The organism is Pseudomonas arabinosi (assembly GCF_047758675.1).
GTDB classification, from domain to species: domain Bacteria; phylum Pseudomonadota; class Gammaproteobacteria; order Pseudomonadales; family Pseudomonadaceae; genus Aquipseudomonas; species Aquipseudomonas arabinosi.
The window spans coordinates 4,145,481-4,166,048 of the sequence record NZ_CP180480.1 but is presented as its reverse complement, the minus strand read 5'-3'; the positions used below and the strand labels follow the sequence as shown (position 1 = coordinate 4,166,048).

The 20,568-nt window shown below is 60.9% G+C and carries 14 protein-coding genes and 2 pseudogenes; 1 reads left to right on the top strand and 15 read right to left on the bottom strand.

Translation table 11 applies throughout. The annotated features are described in order from the left end of the window. Positions 1 to 25: 25 nt before the first annotated feature. The 15 genes and pseudogenes from ACMXYJ_RS19310 to ACMXYJ_RS19240 form a co-directional block, all read right to left on the bottom strand. A complete protein-coding gene (locus ACMXYJ_RS19310; protein ID WP_415756467.1) occupies positions 26 to 2,377 on the bottom strand; it encodes a tetratricopeptide repeat protein in 2,352 nt (783 codons plus the stop codon). A gap of 239 nt (positions 2,378 to 2,616) precedes the next feature. Then, positions 2,617 to 5,130, bottom strand: coding sequence for a fused MFS/spermidine synthase (locus ACMXYJ_RS19305; protein WP_415756466.1), 2,514 nt, complete (start codon positions 5,128 to 5,130; stop codon positions 2,617 to 2,619). A gap of 183 nt (positions 5,131 to 5,313) precedes the next feature. Next, entirely contained in the window at positions 5,314 to 6,894 is a 1,581-nt protein-coding gene (locus ACMXYJ_RS19300; RefSeq protein WP_415756465.1) for an arylsulfatase, read from the bottom strand. 73 nt (positions 6,895 to 6,967) lie between these two features. Further along, positions 6,968 to 7,996, bottom strand: coding sequence for an HAD family hydrolase (locus ACMXYJ_RS19295; RefSeq protein ID WP_415756464.1), 1,029 nt, complete (start codon positions 7,994 to 7,996; stop codon positions 6,968 to 6,970). Next, a complete protein-coding gene (locus tag ACMXYJ_RS19290) occupies positions 7,993 to 9,417 on the bottom strand; it encodes a hypothetical protein (protein ID WP_415756463.1) in 1,425 nt (474 codons plus the stop codon). The genes ACMXYJ_RS19295 and ACMXYJ_RS19290 overlap by 4 nt, the downstream gene beginning before the upstream one ends. Beyond that, a complete protein-coding gene (locus tag ACMXYJ_RS19285; RefSeq protein ID WP_415756462.1) occupies positions 9,414 to 10,994 on the bottom strand; it encodes a VWA domain-containing protein in 1,581 nt (526 codons plus the stop codon). Before ACMXYJ_RS19285 ends, ACMXYJ_RS19290 begins: the two co-directional genes overlap by 4 nt. 1 nt (position 10,995) lies before the next feature. Next, positions 10,996 to 11,988, bottom strand: coding sequence for a vWA domain-containing protein (locus ACMXYJ_RS19280; RefSeq protein ID WP_415756461.1), 993 nt, complete (start codon positions 11,986 to 11,988; stop codon positions 10,996 to 10,998). Next, positions 11,975 to 12,502 (bottom strand): annotated as a pseudogene (locus ACMXYJ_RS19275) (DUF4381 domain-containing protein). The gene ACMXYJ_RS19280 and the pseudogene ACMXYJ_RS19275 overlap by 14 nt, the downstream one beginning before the upstream one ends. Then, positions 12,499 to 13,437 carry a DUF58 domain-containing protein gene (locus ACMXYJ_RS19270; RefSeq protein ID WP_415756460.1) on the bottom strand — a complete coding sequence of 313 codons (939 nt, stop codon included), beginning with the start codon at positions 13,435 to 13,437 and terminating at the stop codon, positions 12,499 to 12,501. The pseudogene ACMXYJ_RS19275 and the gene ACMXYJ_RS19270 overlap by 4 nt, the downstream one beginning before the upstream one ends. Positions 13,438 to 13,445: 8 nt before the next feature. Next, positions 13,446 to 14,426, bottom strand: a complete 981-nt coding sequence (locus ACMXYJ_RS19265) for an AAA family ATPase (RefSeq protein WP_415756459.1) — start codon at positions 14,424 to 14,426, stop codon at positions 13,446 to 13,448. A 14-nt stretch (positions 14,427 to 14,440) separates the two neighbouring features. After that, positions 14,441 to 15,394, bottom strand: a complete 954-nt coding sequence (locus tag ACMXYJ_RS19260) for a SphA family protein (RefSeq protein ID WP_415756458.1) — start codon at positions 15,392 to 15,394, stop codon at positions 14,441 to 14,443. Between the two features lie 12 nt (positions 15,395 to 15,406). Next, on the bottom strand, positions 15,407 to 16,810 hold the full coding sequence (locus ACMXYJ_RS19255) for a DUF1254 domain-containing protein (protein ID WP_415756457.1): 1,404 nt from the start codon (positions 16,808 to 16,810) through the stop codon (positions 15,407 to 15,409). Between the two features lie 27 nt (positions 16,811 to 16,837). After that, on the bottom strand, positions 16,838 to 18,289 hold the full coding sequence (locus tag ACMXYJ_RS19250) for a DUF1254 domain-containing protein (protein WP_415756456.1): 1,452 nt from the start codon (positions 18,287 to 18,289) through the stop codon (positions 16,838 to 16,840). Between the two features lie 10 nt (positions 18,290 to 18,299). Beyond that, positions 18,300 to 18,647, bottom strand: a pseudogene (locus ACMXYJ_RS19245) (hypothetical protein); the annotation flags it as partial. A 452-nt stretch (positions 18,648 to 19,099) separates the two neighbouring features. Next, positions 19,100 to 19,525 (bottom strand): YciI family protein, encoded by a 426-nt coding sequence (locus tag ACMXYJ_RS19240; RefSeq protein ID WP_415756455.1) that lies wholly within the window; start codon positions 19,523 to 19,525, stop codon positions 19,100 to 19,102. A 303-nt stretch (positions 19,526 to 19,828) separates the two neighbouring features. Between ACMXYJ_RS19240 and tpx the strand changes: the two genes are divergently transcribed. After that, the gene (gene tpx / locus ACMXYJ_RS19235; RefSeq protein ID WP_008150862.1) at positions 19,829 to 20,329 is read left to right on the top strand and encodes a thiol peroxidase; all 501 of its coding nucleotides are present in this window, start codon (positions 19,829 to 19,831) and stop codon (positions 20,327 to 20,329) included. The last annotated feature ends 239 nt before the right edge of the window (positions 20,330 to 20,568 follow it).

Genomic DNA, 20,568 nt, shown 5'->3' with positions numbered 1-20,568 from the left:
AGCAGGTACAGACCTGGGGCGAGGGTCACTTCAGCGCCGGATCCCCCATGTTCATTTTCTTCCAGCCCTGCAACAGCACCTGCGCCTTTGGTTCCTGCCCGTTATCCAGGTAGTACTGGATCAACGACAACCGGGCATTGCGATTGGCCGGCTGCACTTTCAACAGCCGCTCCAGCTCTTCGCAAGCCTCATCGACCTTGCCGCTGTCGTGCAATGCCACCGCCAACACGTAACCGTACTGGCCGTTCTGAGGCTCCAGTTGCGCGGCCTTGCGCAGGGCTGGCATGGCCTGAGCTGATTTGCCCGCGCGCACCAGCGACAGGCCTTGAGTGTGTTGCAGAAGGGCGGTATCCGGATGTTCTTTCAGGCTCTGCTCCAGCAGCGCCTGAGCTTCCTGACTGCGTCCGTTCGCCTCCAGCCATTGCACCAACGTCACCAGCGCCGGATAGAAACCTGGATCGCGCTTGAGGGCGGTGCGCAGCAACGCTTCGACTTCGCCGCTACGACCGCTGGCCTGATAAAGCATTGCCAGGTTTAGGTTGGCTTCGGCGCGTTCGGCCAGGCTTTTCTGGACTTCCTCGTATTCGGCGATGGCCGCATTCCAGGGGGCCTGGGCGCTACCCAATCCATTACGGGCCACGCTCAGCAGATCCCGAGCCGCGACAATCCGCACAGCCTTCACCGGATCACTCAGCAACGGCGTCAGCAGCGACGCGCGCTCCGGTGGCGGCAGGAACGCGCTGATCGCCCGAACGGCGCTTTCACGCACTTGCGGGGCCGGGTTGTTCAAATCCTGGGTGGCCAGTTTCAATGCCTGTTCGCTGGGGTACAGCGGCAACTCGGCGAGTAGGGTCGCGCGCTGAATCGCTGGCAAATTGCTTCGTTGAAGCTGCTCGTACAAGGCGTGTGCCGCGCCGGGCTGACCGTTGCGAATCAGCCACAGGCTTTCGTCGTAACGCGGTGCCTGCGCGGTGGCGGTGTTCCAGAGCTTGAATTGCTCGGTGACCTTGTCGCCAGCCTTGCCCTGGTGACAGGTCAGGCAAGCGTCGGGTGTGCCGAGTTTTTTCGCCCGCTCAGGGTTGGGGATGCTGAAACTGTGGTCATGCCTGAAGTCATTGCCCATGTAGAACTTGCCGGGCATGTGGCAATCCACGCACTGCGAACCCGGCTGGCCCATGGTGTGGCGCGTGTGTTCGATGGAATCGTAGTTCTTCGCTTGCAGCCCTTTGCCGTCGACGCTGTCCACCGAAGTCTTGCCGGCGGTGTTGTGGCATTGCAGGCAGACACCGTTGCCCGGCGCCTTGAGCTCGGTGCTGTGCGGGTTGTGGCAGTTGCTGCAGCGCACGCCCTTGTCGAACATTTTGCTTTGGGCGAAGGAGCCGTGTTCGAACACTTCGTCCTTGATCTTGCCGTCCAGTGCGTAGAGCTCGCGGGTCAGGGGGCTCGGCAGGTAGTCATCCATCAGGCGTTTGCCAGCGGTGAAGCCATCGCCCAATGGCGCGCGGCGCGAGTGGCAGCGGGCACAGGTTTCGATTTCGACAGTGGCGTTCTTGTCCTTCAGGTCGACGGCAAAACCCGCATGGACCAGGTCGCCTTTTTTTGCGGTCCATTCCAGATGATTGGAGGCCGGGCCGTGGCAAGCCTGACAGCCGACACCGAGGCTGTTCCAGTGACTGTCGAAGGTGTTTTTCGCGGTATCGAAATTGCGTTTGTAATCGGTGGTGTGGCACTCGACGCACATGAAGTTAGCGTTCTGGCTCGGCTTGCTCCAGTGCAACGGGTCCTTGAAGTTCACGCCCTGGCCCGGATAGAGGTGAAACCAGCGGTGCTTCTCGGTATCCCAGGCCACGCCGAGGGCCTGCAACCGACCTTCGCCGACCTCGATCAGGTATTGCTGCAGCGGCGCGATGCCAAAGGTGTAGGCGACCTTGAAGTCGGCATTCCTGCCGTCAATGCCGGGAGTGTTAACCCAGAATTCGTTGCCCTTGCGCGAGAAACGGGTGGTTTCGTTTTCCGCTTTGAAGGTGACGTTTTTGAAATCGCCCAGCATCGTTTCGGCATTGGCTTCCTGCATCGCCAATTGGTGATGGGAACCTTGCCAGTCCTTGACCTGCTCGCTGTGGCAGCCTTGGCATTGTTGCTCATCGACCATCGTTGCCGGTGCCACGGCGACCGGTTGCGGTTTGGCCGGCTGAGCGACCGGCGTACTGACAGGCGCATAAGTCACGGGGGCCGGTTGGCTGCTGAACAGAAACCAGCCGATGCCCGCTATGGCCAACAGCAAGACGCCGAGGGTGACGGGAAACAGGTAACGGTTAATCAAGGTCGGTGGCGAATCAGGGTTTGGCTGTACCGCTTTATTTTTATGTTTCGGCATTGCGACTTCCCTAGTCCAGGTGCGTTTGCCGTCAGGTGCGCGTTCAAGCTCGACGCAGCTTTGCCGGATGGCCGGCGTCTGTCAAATGATGCATTGAGGCTGAGGGCCTCTTCGCGAGCAAGCCCGCTCCCACATTGGATCTCCAGTGAACACAGAGCACGTACACGACGGAGGTCGATTGTGGGAGCGGGCTTGTCTCCGGGCGGCGCTCCGACGAAGGCGGTCTGTCAGGCGTTGCATTACTCCCCGACAAACCACCGGAAATACGGATTCCCCCCATCCCCGCGCATCACCTCGCGAATATCCCTGGCCCATGCGTCGCGGTCACCGTCATACGCATGCAGGCTCGCCCGATAAAACTGCATCAGGCGTTGCTGGTGCGCGTTCATCCGCTCGTTGAAACCCGCATCGGCATTCACCAGTGGTGGCGCTATACGCAGGTCCAACAAGGCCGGCAGTACGCGGCTGATCTCCTTGGCCCGCACCCACGGCGCATATTCGATACGCGGTTGATCGTCGGTCACCGGTTGGGCGTCGGCGGCGAAACGCTCCAGGCCTGCACGATCGGTGACCCAGGTCGAGAGCAACGCCGCAGCGGAGCCAATGCCCACGTCCTGTAAGGTGCTGCGCACGGTGTCCTGTTGGAAGCGTTGGCTGATTGTCGCCGCGTCCAGTTCGATCGGTTCCATCGAGCCCACCAGCAGCATTTCGTGGAACTCGCTGGTCCACAGGGTGGCGTAGGGGAAGACGTCGAGAAAGCTGCGCACCAGTGAGCGCGAATCGTCGATGTTCTGGGTGGGCAGTGGCAGCCATTGAGCGACCAGGCCTTGTTTCTCCAGGCGACTGGCGGCCAACTGATAGAAGTCCCGGGAATACAGATTCACCACGCCCGCCGCGGAGGGCGGTGGTGGTTCGAGGGTGATCAAGTCGTAGCGTTGTGGGTTGCGCAGCAGTTCCTGCCGGCCATCGTGCAGGCGTACGTCAATGCCGGGGTCAGCGGACGCATTGAAGTTGCCTTTGAACAGCGGCGCGGCTTTGACCACCGAAGGCAGCAACTCGGCCACGACACGGTGCTCCAGCCCCGGATAGCGCGTCAGGGCACCGGCGGTGATGCCGGTGCCAAAGCCGATCACCAGCGCTGAGCGAGGTTCGCCATTGTGGATCAGCAGCGGCAGCAGCGCCTGAATACGCATGTAGCGCAGGGACGGCATGGCGTCGCCGGTGTTGGACACGCCCTGGATGTACAAGCGCTGGAACGCTTTTTGTCCTTTGCCCTGAGTAACGACGGCCACGGTGCCGCCACGTCCTTCTTCGTAAAAAACCAGAGTGCCGTTGCGTGCACCGGGAAGCAGGCTGGCGAGTTTGTTCACCGGTGTAAAAACCGCCACCGCAATCGACAACAGGCCAATAGCGACCACCGCCTGCCGCCGGCCTTTCTTGACTCTATGACCTTTGCGCACCGCGAAGTAGCCAATCCCGGCGGCGACAATTGCCAGCAGGCCCAGGGTTCGGACCAGCCCCAGCAACGGGATCAGCACAAACCCGCAGAGCATCACCCCGACAATCCCGCCCAGCGTATTGAACGCCACCACCGCGCCGACAGCCTGACCGATCCGCTCGCGGCCGACGCTCAAACGCAGGGCCAGCGGAAATGCGGCGCCGAGCAGCAGAGTGGGTACAAACACGATGCTCACTGCTGCCACTGCAAACCGCGCGATCATGCCCAACAGGTCACTCGCACCCAACGACAACACCCAGGTTTCGGCCAGGCTTTGGGCGACCACCAGCCAGCGTCCGAGCAGGGCGATTTCCAGCAATGCGACGAGCCCGGCACCGGCGATCAGCAAACCGAACACACCCCAGGGATCGCGAATGCGCTCAACCCGACGGGCCAGCAGGATGCTGCCGAGAAACAGCCCGGTGAGGTACGTCGCCAGCACCACCGCAAAGGCGTAAGTGCGAGTGCTCATGAACTGCACGATGGACTGCGACCAGACCACTTCGTAACCGAGGGCCACACCACCGGCAATTGAGTAAAGCCACAAGGCAACGCGATCGGGTGCTTTGTCGGCGTGGTGCTTGACCGGTGCCTCGTTCGACAGTGAACGGTGGCGTTGAAGCCACAAGGCACCGACGGCGGCCAGCAGGTTCAGCATGGCCGCGGCCAAGGCACTGCCGCGTACACCGAGGGTCGCAATCAACACAAACGCGGCGAGCAGGGTGCCGGCGATGGCCCCGGCGGTGTTCGCCGCATAAAGCTGACCGCCGGCCTTGCCCAGCTGTTGCGGGTTGGCTGCCAACGAGCGAACCAGCACCGGCAGGGTACCGCCCATCAGCAGCGCCGGAATGCCCACCAACGCAAACGGCAACACCCAGGCCAGCAGGCCGACGTGCTGTTCCAGCCAGGCAAACGGGCTGGCCGCGAGGCTCATGGCGAAGGTCGCACCGACACCGAGCACGGCCACCAGCACTTCCAGCCCTGCATACAGCATCACCGGCCGTTGCAAGCGATCGGCCCATCGGCCGAACCACAAACCGCCTAACGCCAATCCGGCAAAAAAGGCGCTGATCCCGGTGGTGATGGCGTACACCTCGACGCCGACCACCAACGACAACTGCTTGATCCACAGCACCTGATACACCAGCGCCGCGGCACCTGAGACGAACAGCAACAGGGCGGGAATCAGCAACGCCGGGGCTTTGCTCTGAGTGGCAGGGATGGCCGACGACTTGCTGGCGACTCGTGAGGACATTGCGATTGCCTTGTTCCAATTCAAAAAAGTCTGCGACCCTGCCGGCCCCATCGCGAGCAAGCTCGCTCCCACTATGGATATGCGGTCCCCTGTGGGAGCGAGCTTGCTCGCGATGGGGCCGACGCGGTCTCAAGCCAAAAATAGGGCCGCTCGCCGGTGAAGGCGAACGGCGGTCAAGCGGTCTTACTGTGCAGCTTTCATTTTTTCTTCGATTTTTTTGTCTACGGCAGCACGGATCTGATCAACGCTGAAGCTGGCCGGTTTCTGGCTCGGCGGATACTCGATGAAGGTCTGCAGGAACTGCGCAGACTTGGTCACCGCTTGCGCAACCAGGTAGACGTTTTTGGTTGTCCAGTCGTAATACTGATCGGAAACGATATCCGCGCGTTCATACGGGTCCATTCGCAGGTTGAAGATTTTCGGTACCCGCAGGCACACGAACGGTTCGCTCCAGACCTTGAAACCGCCCGGTGCGCGTTGCTCGCAGAACACGGCTTTCCAGTTGTCGAAACGCATCGACACCAGCACACCGTCATCGTTGAAGTAGAAGAACTCCTTGCGCTCACCTTTGGGCTGTTGGCCGGTCAGGTACGGCAGTTGGTTGTAACCATCCAGATGCACTTTGAAGTTGGTGCCGCCCGAGGTCGGTGCCCAGCCTTTAAGGAGTTTGTCCTTCACTCCGGTGTCGCCGGCAGCCGCCAGCAGCGTCGGGAACCAGTCAAGACCGGAGAACATCTCGTTGGAGACTTCACCCGGTTTGACCTTGCCCGGCCAGCGAATCATCGCCGGTACGCGATAGGCGCCTTCCCAGTTGGAGTTCTTCTCGTTGCGGAACGGCGTGGTTGCCGCGTCCGGCCAGGAAAACTGGTTCGGCCCGTTGTCCGTGGTGTAGACGACAATGGTGTTGTCGGTGATTTTCAGGTCGTCGAGGGTTTTCAGCAGTTTGCCGACGTCGCCATCGTGTTCCAGCATGCCATCGGCGTACTCGTTGCCGGGCATGCCGCTCTGGCCCTTCATCGACTCGCGCACGTGGGTGAACAGGTGCATGCGCGTAGTGTTCATCCAGACGAAGAACGGTTTGTCTGCCTTGGCCTGTTTCTCGATAAACGCCTGCGCGGCGGCGGTGGTTTCGTCGTCGATGGTTTCCATGCGCTTGGTGGTCAGCGCGCCGGTGTCTTCGATTTTGCCGTCAGCGAAGCTGTGGATCACGCCGCGCGGGGAGTTGGCCTTGACGAATTCAGGGTCATCCTTGGGCCAGTACGGACGCTCGGGTTCTTCTTCGGCGTTGAGGTGGTACAGGTTGCCGAAGAACTCGTCGAAACCGTGGTTGGTCGGCAGGTATTCATCCTTGTCGCCCAAGTGGTTCTTGCCGAACTGGCCGGTGGCGTAGCCCTGGGACTTGAGTGCCTGGGCGATGGTGATGTCGCGTTTTTGCAGGCCTACCGAGGCACCGGGCGCACCCACTTTCGACAGGCCGGTACGCAGCGGTGTTTGTCCGGTGATGAAGGATGAGCGTCCAGCCGTGCAGCTGTTCTCCGCGTAATAGTCGGTGAACATCATGCCTTCTTTGGCAATGCGGTCGATGTTCGGCGTCTTGTACCCGACCACGCCCATGGAGTAGGCGCTGATGTTGGTCTGGCCGATGTCATCGCCGAAGATCACCAGAATGTTGGGTTTTTCAGCGGCTCCGGCTGTTGCCGAAATCGCCATCACCGAGGCTGCCACCAGGGCGAGTTTCGGTAGCCACTTGTGTATGCGAGTCATCTGACTTGCTCCTTTGCTCACTTGCGTCGCTCAAGCGCGACAAACGTTTTTTGCAGCCCTGCGTTACGCTTTTTTATTGCACGTGCTCGGGAGCGGCGGCCTCGAAGGGATAGATCCGACGCCATTCGGCGGCCATATCCACGATAGTCCAGCCGCGGGTTTTTGCTTCGTCCAGGGCCTTGTCCAGCCGGCCGATCTGCGACTGACGGTCATAGGCCCATTCGCGTTTGGCGTCGGTGTGATGCACCAGCCCCATGATACGTTTGCCCGGCCCGGCGGCGGTCCACTGCAACATTTGCAGGTCGCCGTCGGAGTTGCCAAAGGCGAGGATCGGGCGACGGCCGATGACCGCGTCGATGCTTTCCGGTTTGCCCGGGCCGTCATCGTTGTGGGCCAACTTGGCGGTGCGCAGGATCGACGGCTGGCCGTCCTTGAGCTGGTAGGCGGTGACAAACGTGGTGCCGATGACTTGTTCCGGCGGGATGCCGTAGACCTTCTCGGCGAAGGCACGCATGAACGCGGTGTCACCGCCCGAGACGATGTAGGTCTTGAAACTCTGGCTGCGCAAGTAGTCGAGCATTTCCAGCATCGGCTGGAAGATCATCTCGGTGTAGGGCTTGCCGGTTTTCGGATGGCGCGCCTGGGTCAGCCAGGTTTTGGCGTAGTCATCGAAGGCTTCGGTGGTCATGCCGGTGTGGGTGGCACCGAAGATTTTCAGAATGCCGTCCATGCCCGACTCGCCCAAGGCCTTGTGATCGTTTTCCAGCACGGCCTTGAAGGGTTGGGTGGTTTTCCATTCCGGGTGCTGCGGTGCGGTGCGCTTGACCTCTTCCAGGGCAAACAGCAATTCGAAGTACATCGGCTGCTCGCTCCACAGCGTGCCGTCGTTGTCGAACACGGCGATTCGATCGGCGGGTTTGACGAAGTCCTTGCTGCTTTGATCGGTCACTGCCTGGACGAACTCGATGATGTTCTTTTTCGCCGGGCCGTCGTTCCACGAGGGCAGGGGCTCGCTGGTTTGGGCCAGCGCCGGCAGGCTCAGTGCAAGGGTTAACAGCAGCGTCAGCCCGTAGCGGTGGCGCAGCGATATAGGGTTCGTCATGGAAAATCCTTCTCGTAAACGGGATTGAGTGGACGCAGTGCAGGTGCCGCTGATGCTGTGTCTCGTTTGGCCTGACTATGCAGCGTAGCCAAGGATTGCTTGAGGTGGCGTAGCGCCTGATCTTTGGCGGGCTGACGGCTGTAACAGCCGCGCAACAGGTCTTGCAGGCGCGGGCCAAGGTTCGTCAGTTTCAGGCCCATGCGGCTGCGTCTGGCCCACAGGTACAGGGCGCTCAGCTGTGCGGGTTTGCCGTCGATTTGCACCGGAATCTGCCGCCAGGCGTAGTCGGCGGATTTCAGCCACGCGGCGTGTCGGGCGCGGCGCCTGGCCTGCCATTGAAGGTACGCACGATGGACGAGCGGACGGGCGAACCAACCGAGCAGTGCCACGATCAACAGCAACGCCAACATCCCCAACCAATGTCCGGAGAGATGCAGACGACTTTTCTGGCCGAGTTTTTTCAGGTCTTCGGTGATTGAAAACACCGGCCGATAAGCGCTGTTGGCGGCGGCATCGAAGGTCACGGCCAACAGCGCAGTGCGAGTCTGGTGAGTGCTGGCGTCCCACCATTTCAGCTCGATCGCCGGCAGGTTGTGGTGGCCTTCGGTGTCGATCCGATAGGTCACGGTGTCGATGCGCTGGCCGCCGTTGAAATGGCCGCGACCGTCGTCGAGGTTGCTGATCTGCGGGGTTTTCGGATAACGGCTGAGGCCGGCGACATCCTCCAGTGACGGCGCGGGCAGCGACATGGCCAGGGCGTCGTCAGCTTGCAGCGTCAGTTGCCGGGTGATGCTGTCACCGACCTTCAGGGGTGTCGCCGCGTTGGCGACTGTTTGCGTGAAGCGCAGCCCTTGGGCGACGAGCACCGGTTCGCCGGGTTGGAACCCTGGCGGTTGTGTGGCAATGAAGTGCAGTGGCTGGCTTTGGGCGGTTAACGGCGCGCTGGCCTGACCGGGCGTGGCGCGCACCGTCAACGCCGGGATGTCGAAACCCTGGGCCAGACTCGGTGTGATTCGGTAGCTGTAGCGCATGCCGTTGAACGACTTGCCGTCGAGTGTCTGGTTCAGGTGCTCGGCATGGCCGTCGGGCGGCAACACCAGTGCGCCGGGCAGCTTCAGGTCGGGCAGGGTGGGCGCGTCGGTGAACCAGCTGTCGGTGAGGACATCGAGTTGCAGTTGCAGAATGCCGCCGACCATGACCGAGTCGGCGGGTTGCAGGCGGGTCTGGATTCGCAGCTCCGGTTCAGCGGCCAGAGCGCTGGTGCTGATCAGGCAGATGAGCAAGGTGCCAATGATTGTGGGGAATGACAGGTCGCCATCGCGAGCAGGCTCGCTCCCACAGGGAATTTGCAGCGCACACAGATCAAATGTGGGAGCGGGCTTGCTCGCGAAGGCCGCGATTCGGTCTATCAGACGGATCATGGTTTGCCTCCCGCCTGATCCTGCAAGCTGAATTTCTGCTTCAGGAATTTCGCCGGCGACGTACTGAGGTTCTGCAGCCACAGCTCATCCGACGCCGCTTGCTCGGTCTGAACCGGTTTGCTCTGGCCCTTGCCCGGCGCCTTGTCCATTTTGATCTCGTCGGGTTTGACCTCGGGCGCGTTCTGTTCGGCGCTGTCGGTGTCTTTCTGCAAGGCGATGGCCAAGGCCAGGTTGGCGGTGGCTTCAGGGAATTGCGCTTGCACCTTCAACGCCTGGGTATATGCGGCGATGGCCTGATCAAACTTGAAGCGGCGCACGTAAATATTGCCCAGGTAGAAATACGCCTGCGGGGTGTCGAGCCGCGCAAAACTGGCCAGTGCCAGGTCGTAATCGGCGGCGTTGTAGGCGGCAATGCCTTTCCAGTAAGGATCGACGAAATGCGCCGCGGCCTGCGGGAAATGCTCGTGCTCGAAGGCCCAGCGGCCTTGCTGGTCTGGCGTAAAAAAGGCATCGGCCAATGCGTTGGCTTCGGCCGGTGCCGGTTGCAAGCCAATGCCCAGAGCCAACAACCACCCGGCCATCCAGTTCAGGCTCCAGCCCTTGCGCACACTGAAGAAGGCGATCAGCAGCAACGGCCAGCACAGCCAGTAACCGGCGTCCTTCCAGTGCAGTTCGCGCTGTTCATCGCTGGCAGCCTGGAAATGCTGTTGGGCGTGCAGTTCGATCCAGTCCAGGTCGTCGTCATTGAGCGTCAGGCTGCCCAACGGCGCATCCAACGTTGATCCAAGCTGTTTGAGTGCGGCCTGATCAAAGCTGCCGAGTGCCGGACGACCATTGCTGTCGGTACGTGGCTGGCCGTTGGCGTCGTGGATGATCCCGCCGTCCTCGCTGCCGACGGCCAGAATCAGCACTTGCAGCGCGCTGTCGTCCAGTTGCTTGTCCAGACCGCTGAGTTGTGAGGTGTCGGCGCCGTCGGTGATCAGCAGCAGGGTTCCCGGCGTCTTCTCGGCGATCAGCAGGCGTTTGGCTTGCTCGATCACCGCGCCGACATTTTTCCCCGGTTTGCTGATCAGGTCGGTGCTCAGGGCTTGAATGAAGGTGTCGAGCAGGGCCGGATCGTCGGTCGGTGGCAGTACCAGATGCGCGCTGCCGGCATAGGCGATCAACCCGCTGCGGGCCCCGGCGCGACGCTGGATCAGGTCGTGCAGCTTGTGTTTGGCCGCTTCCAGGCGACTTGGCGGTACGTCGGTGGCGTCCATGGACGGCGACAGGTCGATGGCGATGATCAGTGGCGCGCGGTTTTCCAGAAAGGCCGGACGGTCCTGTTCCCATGTGGGCCCGGCAGCCGCGACGGCGCCCAGTATCAACAACGCGCACGTCAGATGCACGGGCCGAAAACGCTGTTGATCCTGCGGCGTAATCAACAAATGCGGCAACAAGTGCTCGGCAATGTTGCTGCGCAAACGCCGTTGCACATCACGGCTGCGGCGCCAGAGCCAGGGCAGCAGGGCGCCGAACGGCACCAGCAACAGCCACAGTGGACGCAGGAAATGGAAGTCACTGAGATTGATCTCCATCTCAAGCCTCCTGCCGCTGACGCGCGAGTGTCAGGTGCGGACGGAGCAGGGCGCCCAAGTGATAGAGCGCGAGCAAACCGATCGCGGCCCCCATCGGCCACCAGAACAGGTCCTTTTTCGGCTGATGACTGAGGGTTTTCACTTGATGCGGCGTGAGTTTGTCGAGGGTGCCGTACACCTGATCCAGCGCATTGCGATCTTCGGCACGGAAAAACTTGCCGCCCGTGGCCTCGGCGATCTGCTGCAAGCCCTGAAGGTTGACCTTGGCTTCGCCCGAGGCGCCAGGGTCACCAATGCCGATGGTGTGGATGACCACGCCTTTGGCGGCCGCCATGGCCGCCGCGTGATCCGGGGTAATGGCGCTGCTGGTGTCATTGCCGTCGGTGAGCAGGATCAGGACTTTTTCCTGTTCGTGGGCCTGGTCGAGCAGTTTCAGGCTCAGGCCGATGGCGTCACCGATGGCCGTGTTGGGGCCGGCCATGCCGATGCCGGTGTCGTCCAGTAACAGCGACAGACTGGCGTGATCGAGGGTCAACGGCGCCTGCGGGTAAGCACCACTGCCGAACACGATCAGGCCCAGCCGATCATCTTTGCGCTTGTCGATAAAGCCATGAACCACGTCCTTGACCGCCGCCAGCCGGTTGATCTTCTGGCCGTTGGCGTCGGTGAAATCGGTGGTTTCCATGGACTGGGAAATGTCGATGGCCAGCATCAAGTCACGCACCGGTTGCTGACGCTCAATCGGTTTTTCGACGAACACCGGGCGAGCGGCCGCCAGTAGCAACAGTGCCCAGACCAGCAGGTTCAGCAGCAACTGCCAGCGATTGCTGCGGGTGCCGGCCTGGCTGGGTGCCTGGCCGATGGCTCGGCTCATGGCCGCGAAAAACGGTACGCGCACGGCGCTGCGGGCTTCGCGGTAATCGGGCAGGTAGCGGTAGCCGAACCACGGCAGCGGCAAAAGGATTAGCAGCCAAGGGTAATCAAGCTGCCACATGGTGATGCTCCACCCAGTGTTTGCAGGTGGCGAACAGTTGTTGGCGCTGTTCAGCCTTAAGCGCCAACAATGCGGCATCAGGCGCATAGGCCAATTGCGCCAGTTGCTGGCTCAAATCCGCCGGTAGAGGCTGCGCACTGTGTCGCACCAAAAATGCCTGCCAGTCATCCCCCCCAAGCGCACCAACAGTCCCTTGTGGGAGCGAGCTCGCTCCCACAGGGGTTGTATTCCAAGGGGAGGGCATCGACAGGGCCACGCGTTTAAGCAGTTCCGCGAGTTCGCGCAGGGCTTGCAGCTGATCGTCGCTGTTTTGCAGTTCGGCCAGCCGCACCAACGCTTCGCGCCGATAGCGATCCCGCCGCCATTGCCAATACCTCCGTGCGCTGACCAGCAAAACCGCAATCACCAACAGGCAGAGCAACACCCACCAACCCCATGTCTACGGCGCATAACTCACCGGCGCGGGCAGGGCGATCTCCTTGAGTTGCTCGATGCTCGGGATGTTCGGGTTCATCGCCGACCTCCGCCAAGCTTGCCCAGTTCGGCGCGCAATTGTTCCTGCGCCTCGTTGGCGGTACTGAACATCATCAGCGGCACCTGACTGCGGCGCAGCAACGTGGCGACGTCCTTGAGCCGACCGCTGAGAAAGTCCCCCAGCGGTTGATGAACACTGCGTTGCTCGACGGCCAGTTCCACCTGCAACTGGCCTTGAGTGATCAGCAAACGGCCGTTCTTCGGCAGGTTCAGCGCCAACGGGTCGTAGACCTGCATCGCAATCACATCGTTGTGAGCCGCCAATTGGCGCATCAACTGCAAGGTGCGCTCACCGGCGCCGGCAAAGTCGCTGACGATGCAAATCAGGTGATCGTGACCGGCCACCGCCAGGCAATGCTGTAACACCTTGTCGAGTTGGTCCTCACCTTCGGCGTCCGGATTGGCCGCGTTCAGTTGCTGATTCTGCTCAGCGATGCGACTGCACAGTGCTTCGACACGCTTACGGCTGCGTAGCGGGGCAATGGCGTCGATGCGCAAATCGTTGAACACCAGGCCGCCGACCCGATCTCCCGCGTTGAACACCATCCACGCGGCCAACGCGCCAAGTTCGGCGGCAATGGCGGATTTGAAACTGCGCTGGGAGCCGAAGAACATCGACATGCGCTGATCGACCAGAATCAACGCCGGGCGGTCGCGTTCTTCGGTGAAGGTGCGAACCACCGGTTTGCCGGTGCGCAGCGACGCCCGCCAATCCAGATGACGCAAGTCGTCCCCCGGCTGATAGCGGCGCAGCTCATCGAAGTTCAACCCACGGCCCCGCAGGCGCGAGGCATGGTTGCCGGCAAGAATGCTGCCTCGCGGCTGACGCGAAAGGAAACTCAGGTCACGCGCCTTGAGCTCCAGGGCCATCAACTGCGCCAGAGAGACATAGACCAGACCGTCCGCACTGTTCATTTTCTACCTCAGGCCGGAATCGCGACTTTGTCGAGCACGCGGTCCAGCACCTGATCGGCCGTCACCCCGTCGGCCACGGCGTCGTAACTCAGTTGCAGGCGATGACGCAGCACCGGATGCACCACGGCGCGAACGTTATCGGGCGAGACAAAATCCTGCCCCTGCAACCAGGCATCGGCCCGGGCGCAGCGATCCAGGCCAATACCGCCGCGAGGGCTGGCACCGATGGCGATCCAGCGACCGAGATCGGCATCGTAATCGGCCGGGTGGCGGGTGGCATTGATCAGGTCGATCAGGTAGCGGTCGATGGCCGGGGACACGTGAACGGCGCTGACTTCCCGACGCGCCGCGAAGATCACCTCCTGGGACAGCGCGAAGCCCTGCACTGCAGCCGTTTTGGCGCCCAACGCAAACTCTTCTTCACGCAACAGGCGCAGCACCTGGCTTTCGTTTTCTGCGCTCGGGTAATCCAGCAGAACCTTCATCACGAACCGGTCCATCTGCGCTTCCGGCAGCGGATAGGTGCCTTCCTGTTCAATCGGGTTCTGGGTCGCCACCACGATGAACAGTTCCGGCAGCACATGACTGTTGCCCGCCACGGTGATTTGCCGTTCTTCCATGGCTTCCAGCAACGCGGCCTGAACCTTGGCCGGTGCGCGGTTGATTTCATCCGCCAGAATCAGGTTGCCGAACAGCGGGCCGGGCTGGAACTGGATCTCGTTCTTGCCATCGATCTGGTGCAGCACCTCGGCGCCGGTGATGTCCGACGGCAGCAGGTCGGGGGTGAACTGGATGCGGCTCATCTTCGCGTCCAGGTGTTTGGCCAGCGCTTTGACCGTACGGGTCTTGGCCAGGCCGGGCAGGCTTTCGAGCAACAAGTGCCCGTTGGCCAACAGGCCAAGGATAATCTGGCGGATCACCTGATCCTGGCCGAGCACGGCTTCGGCGATGCTGGCTTGCAGGGCGTTGAGGTCGTTGAGTGCAGTCATGGGATGTTCCACTCCTAGAAAAACGCTAGCGTCAGGTTCACGCTGAAACCGTTGCCTTCAGGGCGGTTCTTGGTGTCGAACTCCGGCACCCAGCGCGCGCTGACGCTGGCCTGGGCATCGGCAAATTTCCCGGCCCAGCCCACCACCGGACCGGCACCCACCGAGCGGCCGCGAAAGCCGTTGAGTGAATCGGCGGTCTGGCCCTTGTCATCGGTGATCTGCTGCACGTAACCGCCGACAACGCCGGCGCTCCAGCCATTGCCGAAACCGTGGGTCCACAGCGCATCGAGGGTGAAAATGTTGCCGTTGCGATAATCCGTGGCGTCGTTCTCGGTGTAGAACTCGAGGCCGCTCGAGAGGGTGAACTCACCGCCCTTGCCGTCCAGGTGGGTGAAGGCCACGGTGGGCATGAAGGTGTAAGTGTTCTGGCCGGGGTTGGCCAGGCGATCGTCGTTATAGGCGCCGGTCGGCACGTAGATCGGCAGGGATAACGAGAGGTGGTTAACCTCGTCGAAGTGGTAGCCGGCGGCGATCGGCGTGATCAGCATGTCGGCGAACTGCGTGCCGGTGTCTTCGGTGCCCAGTGTCCGGCCGCGCGGGCCGGTAATGCTGATGCTGACGTCGGTGTACTGCACCGGCACGCCGATGGCCGAGGCGTAGTTCCAGCGACCCTTGCCGGTGTCCCAGATGTGGGTGAAGTTGGCCATGGTGTAGGAGACTTTCATGTCCAGGTCTGCGCCGATCTCACCGGAAATCGGCACACCCTTGCTGCCCTTGAGGTCACCGTCGTACCAGATGCTGGTCAGCGACATGACCCAGCCGGGTTCCGGCGGCACGATCCCGGCATTGGAAAATACCTGTTGCCCGGTGATCGGCCGGCCGACGCCGCCCTCGGCCGCGAGGGCCAAAGGGCTTGCACCGAGCACGCACAGGGCCAGTAAAGGACGCACAACATAAGGCCTGACCATGACGGACTCCGTTTATTGTTTTGGTTGATTGATGAGGGTCAGCAACGGCATTTTCCATTGGCCACTGGTGACTTCCGGTTTCGGCAGGTACAAGCGCAAGATCCCGTAGAACGGGCCTTCTGGCGCTGGAAGCCAGTTACTTTGCAGGTCCTTGGCCGGTGCCTCGTGCTGCACGTAAAGAGTCAGCCCACCGTCGGCGTCGAGCTTGAGGTCCGGCAGCATGCGCGAGTTGATCAGGTAACGGTTCAACGGGTTAGCCACCAGCAACTTGTTCTTGCCGTCGTACATCGTCAGCGACCAGAACGCATCGGCCGGGGGCAGGGCGCCCTTGTCGAAATGCAGGGTGTAATCGTGTTTCGAGGCGTCGACCGGCTGGCCGTCCTTGTCGACGAAGTAGCCGATGTAATTCGCCTCTTCGGCGGAGTTGCCAAAGATCCCCATGTTGGCGCCGGCGTAGCGGTACAGGTAGTTGCCGTTCAGGTGATCGCGGGTACCGAAGAAGTCACCGCTGGTGACCTGATGGCTATCGACCTTGTCTTTTTTGAACTGGGCGAACTCAGCTTTGGCATCGCTGATACCGTCCTCCAGCGCCTTGCGCTGCTCAGGCGTGAGCGCGTCCGGTTTGAAAGGCTTGCCGGCTTCAATACCGATTTTCGCAAAGCGTGCGAGCAGGTCTTTTTCCACGTCCTGGGGCGGGGCGAACGACAACATGAAGTTCAGGTAGCGGAACAGGTCGGGCGTATCGCTCATGGTCGGCGTGGGTTTCGGCCAGTCGATCTTCGGCGCGGCGGGCGGGGCTTTTTGTTTGACGTAGTGGCTGAGCGTCTCGACCTTGTAACCCTTCTGGATCTCCTTGACCTTGCCCAAGTCCTTTTCATCGAACAACTGCGTGCGATACAGCGCGTAGGCGATGTTGCTTTCGCTACGCAGCAGCCGATCGATTTCTACCGGTTGCTGGCCTTGCCAGTTCGGCCCGGCAATCATGAAATGCCCGCCATTGTTGCCCGTGCTACGTGTGCCCAGGTAGGCAAAGTTCTGCGTGTAGGCGTCGATCAACTGCACTGAGTAGTAACGATGTTCGTCGATGGCCGGCAAGGTCAGCACCATCGGTTCAGCGCGTAGGTCCATCCAGATGAAGGAGTAGGGCGTGTCGGCGTTCGGGGTGACGAAGGCGGTGTCTTTGGCAGTGAACGCCTTGGCGGTGTTGCCGATCTGGTTGAACGGTGCCTTGAAGTTCGGGCTCTTCTTGTCCACGGCCTGGGTGTAGAGGGTCTTGTACATTTCTACCACCGGGAAGCCGTATAAATAGGCTTCCTTGGCGATGCCCCGGGCTTCTTCCGGGGTGGCGGTGAAGTCGGCCCAGGCGCTGGTGCTCAGGGTGAGCGAGAGCGCGGCGAGCAGCATGCGGTTATTCATAAAACTTCCTTATAAAACGCTTGGGCGTCATTCCACGGCCGTGATGTCGTCGAGTTTCCAGCTTTTATCGAAATAGGCTTCGGTGGGCGCGTACAGCCGGAAATAGCTGAACCAGTGTTTGCCGGGCACGGTTTGCACCCAGTTGTTCTCGAAATCCTTGGGCGCGGTCGGGCCGAAATACAGGTCCACCGAGCCGTCGGCGTTCTTTTTCAGATCCTGACGGGACGACAGATCGGCCTTGCGTTGCGGGTTGTCGATCAGGCAACGGCTGTCGATGTCGTAGACGGTCATCGACCAGAACTGCTTGGCCGGCGGGTTGGCGCCGACGTGCAGGCGATAACTTTTGCCGCCGTCGAGCCAGTGGCCCTTGGCGTCGGTGTAGGCGCCGAGGTAGGTCTGGCCCAGGCCCGGAGTCTTGGAAACCATGCCCTTGGTGTTGGTCACCGCTTCGTAGAACCAGGCACTGCGTTCCCACAACTGGTCGTAATAAGCCACGCGCTGCGACGGCTCGGCGATGTTCAGCACGGTGTCCCATTGCCGGTCTTTCCAATACTGGGCGTCTGGAAAACGCTTGGCGAAGGTGTTGGCCTTGGCGATCAACTCGCCGACTTGCGCACCTTGTTCCATCGCCTTGCGTTGGTTGTCGTTGGGGTTGAAGGGTTTGTCTTTTTCGATGCCCAGGCTGGCCAGCATGGCCATGTAGAAACGGTCACGTTCGTTGACGGGCTCTTTCTGGATGATCTGGTGCAAGCGCTGCCAATACGCCAGACCACGTGGCTGAGTGCCGGACCAGGCCTTGCCTCCGGGGGAGAGCAACTGGGTCTTGCCCGGTTCGGCGCGTTTGGCGTACGGGTACATCTTGAATTGTTCGACCAGCGCCTTGCCCTTGGCCGGGTCCGGATCGAGGACGCGAAAACCCACCAGCACGTTCATCGTTTCCGACTTGGCGAGGTAATACTTGCCGGCGTCGGCGGGTGGCTCGGCACCCGGTGGCAGCACCAGATACTTGCCACCCTTGCCTTTGTCCGGGCCGGTCTGGCCCATGTCGATGATTGCGCGTTGCCAGAAATCACCCACACCGCCCGCGGTCGGGCCGGGCGGCAGTTCGATCACCAGCGGGCCGGTTTCATTCAGGTCAACGAAGCCGAGGATGTACGGCGTGGTGGCGTTGGCGGTGATTACGCCCAGTTTGTCTTCGTAACTGTTGAGCACCATCAGGTCGCCGCTGTGGGCGCCGAGTTTGTCGCGAAACTCTTCCTGCCATTGCGCGTAGGACACCAGCGGCAAGGCCCACAGGTAACTCTGGGTCGCCTGTTGGAAATCCAGCTCGGCGTAGAGTTTGGCAATCGATTCATGGGCCGGCAGTTCGCCTTCCATCGCGATCTTGCCGATCCGCGTATCCAGCTCCTGGGCGCCGACCCCGCAACTGACGAACATCGTCATCAGGCTGAAACCGGCTGCGCGAATTGCACCGTGCATTTGAAAGTCCTTATTTGCCAAACGTGACGTTGATCCCGGTGTACAGCGTGAACTGCGGCAGGCCATCGCCTTTGCGTTCCACTGTCCACTGAGGTTCGACGAATACGTTGAGAATATTTGTCCCGGATTTCCAGACCTTGCCGCCACCGAACCCGATGGGGATGTAATGGGTGTCGTTTTTCAGGTCGAACGTCCAGGTGCCGGTCGAGCGCAGGTACCAACCTTTGGCCAGGTTATGAATGATGAAGGGCTGCATCGTTGCGGTTTCGACGTGAGCGCGATCGTGGTCGCCGGCGAAAGAGCTCTGGTATTGCACCAATGCGCCGAGCAGGCCGCGCGGCGATGAATCAATCGCAAGTAATCCTGAAGGTTGGCGCCAGGTGCCAGGTTCAGCGGGTTGTTACTTTTGTTGGCCGTATCGGCGTTATCCGCGTGGGCATAAACGGCAGACGCCATTGAGGCCACCAATAGAAAGGCGTGTGCTCCCGCATTCTTCGACATGAATCCCCCGTTCCTTCGTGGCTCATTGGACGACTCGGCACTTCTCGGCCGTTACTGCGAAATCTCTTTCCTATCAAGCCTGTAGGACACGTCTGTTGACGCTAGCAGCTAACTCGGGGTTCGCCAGTCGAAGGGGGGATCTTTGGTTTTTTTTGTACATGTTTGTGGGGATTTGTATGTACTAAAAAGTTAATTCGAAACAGGGGGTTAAGATCGGGAGGCAAAAAAGCAATCGCGGGTAAGCCTCGCTCCTTTGGGAAACCGACATTTTGATCATTCCCACGCAGGCGCGTGGGAATGATCCGCTATTCAGTGTTTGTTCATCTGCTCCCGTAGCCGTTCTTCCTGCTCCCGCAGTTCCGGTGTGAACTCGTCCCCGAAATCCTCTGCCTCGAACACCTGGCGAATCTCGATCTCGGCGTCGGTGCCTGGCATCGGGTTGGGGCAGCGCTTGACCCATTCGATCGCTTCCTGTTTCGACTTCACCTGCCATATCCAGTAGCCGGCGATCAGCTCCTTGGTTTCGGCGAACGGGCCGTCGATCACCGTGCGCTGGTCACCCGAGAAACGCACGCGGGCACCTTTGCTGCTGGGTTGCAGGCCATCGCAGTCGATGAGGATGCCGGCTTTGACAAGCTCCTCGTTGTAGTTGCCCATCGCGGTCATCAGTTCCTCGCTGGGCATCACACCGGCCTCGGAATCCTGGCTGGCTTTCACAATGATCATGAATCGCATGGTCTTATCTCCGCTGGATGTGAGTGATTCACAGGCTAGTCGAATGGCCGTCGCCTGAATCGACAATGCTGGCTGCCTTTCGTCATGAACACCGGGTTGCGGCCGGCGAGGGCGGTACGCTGTACACCGACCCCTGTGGGAGCAAGCTCGCTCCCACAGGTTTTGTGTTGATTGTCAGAGTTGTATCCAATTTAGGGGGCGACACTTCACAATTTGTATCTGGGCATAGGTCGTCGGGCCATTTCGTGGTTAACTTCGGCCTCTTCAAAATTCTCTACAACAACGTTCAGAAGGACTCCGTTCATGGCTCAAGTCACTCTTAAAGGCTCCCCGGTTCAAGTCAACGGCCAACTGCCACAAGCCGGTTCCAAGGCGCCAGCCTTTTCTCTGGTTGCCGGCAATCTGTCCGACGTGACCCTGGCGAGCTTCGCCGGCAAGCGCAAAGTGCTGAACATCTTCCCAAGCGTCGATACCCCGACCTGCGCGACTTCGGTTCGCAAGTTCAACGCCCAGGCCAGTGATGTCGCCAACACTGTCGTGCTGTGCATCTCCGCTGACCTGCCGTTCGCTCAAGCGCGCTTCTGCGGCGCTGAAGGCCTGGAAAACGTACAGAACCTGTCGACCCTGCGCGGTGCCGAGTTCATCGAGAACTACGGCGTGGCCATCGCTGACGGCCCACTCAAAGGCCTGACCGCCCGTGCCGTCGTGGTTCTGGACGAAAACGACAACGTTTTGCACAGCGAACTGGTCAAGGAAATCGCTGAAGAACCAAACTACGAAGCGGCACTTGCTGTTCTGAAATAAGCGCGCTTTTACAATTGTTAACGGCCTAGGGGGCGTTCTCACTGAATTTCCCCGCCGCGTTGTCGCCTTAAAGCGGGCCAGGCAAGGCGCAGGCCGCTGGTAATGGTTGTTCCCTTCCCAAGGCCTGCAACGCAGGCTGGCCCGCTTTAAGGCACAACCCGAAGGGCCGGGCCTGCTGTTGTGCAGGGCTGCGTTGCTCGAAGCTTATTTGGAATGACCAAATCACGCTTCTCGCGCCT

Coding starts and splice junctions, on each gene's coding strand:
- ACMXYJ_RS19310 (WP_415756467.1), bottom strand. CDS start 2,377: ATGCCGAAACATAAAAATAAAGCGGTACAGCCAAACCCTGATTCGCCA.
- ACMXYJ_RS19305 (WP_415756466.1), bottom strand. CDS start 5,130: ATGTCCTCACGAGTCGCCAGCAAGTCGTCGGCCATCCCTGCCACTCAG.
- ACMXYJ_RS19300 (WP_415756465.1), bottom strand. CDS start 6,894: ATGACTCGCATACACAAGTGGCTACCGAAACTCGCCCTGGTGGCAGCC.
- ACMXYJ_RS19295 (WP_415756464.1), bottom strand. CDS start 7,996: ATGACGAACCCTATATCGCTGCGCCACCGCTACGGGCTGACGCTGCTG.
- ACMXYJ_RS19290 (WP_415756463.1), bottom strand. CDS start 9,417: ATGATCCGTCTGATAGACCGAATCGCGGCCTTCGCGAGCAAGCCCGCT.
- ACMXYJ_RS19285 (WP_415756462.1), bottom strand. CDS start 10,994: ATGGAGATCAATCTCAGTGACTTCCATTTCCTGCGTCCACTGTGGCTG.
- ACMXYJ_RS19280 (WP_415756461.1), bottom strand. CDS start 11,988: ATGTGGCAGCTTGATTACCCTTGGCTGCTAATCCTTTTGCCGCTGCCG.
- ACMXYJ_RS19270 (WP_415756460.1), bottom strand. CDS start 13,437: ATGAACAGTGCGGACGGTCTGGTCTATGTCTCTCTGGCGCAGTTGATG.
- ACMXYJ_RS19265 (WP_415756459.1), bottom strand. CDS start 14,426: ATGACTGCACTCAACGACCTCAACGCCCTGCAAGCCAGCATCGCCGAA.
- ACMXYJ_RS19260 (WP_415756458.1), bottom strand. CDS start 15,394: ATGGTCAGGCCTTATGTTGTGCGTCCTTTACTGGCCCTGTGCGTGCTC.
- ACMXYJ_RS19255 (WP_415756457.1), bottom strand. CDS start 16,810: ATGAATAACCGCATGCTGCTCGCCGCGCTCTCGCTCACCCTGAGCACC.
- ACMXYJ_RS19250 (WP_415756456.1), bottom strand. CDS start 18,289: ATGCACGGTGCAATTCGCGCAGCCGGTTTCAGCCTGATGACGATGTTC.
- ACMXYJ_RS19240 (WP_415756455.1), bottom strand. CDS start 19,525: ATGCGATTCATGATCATTGTGAAAGCCAGCCAGGATTCCGAGGCCGGT.
- tpx (WP_008150862.1), top strand. CDS start 19,829: ATGGCTCAAGTCACTCTTAAAGGCTCCCCGGTTCAAGTCAACGGCCAA.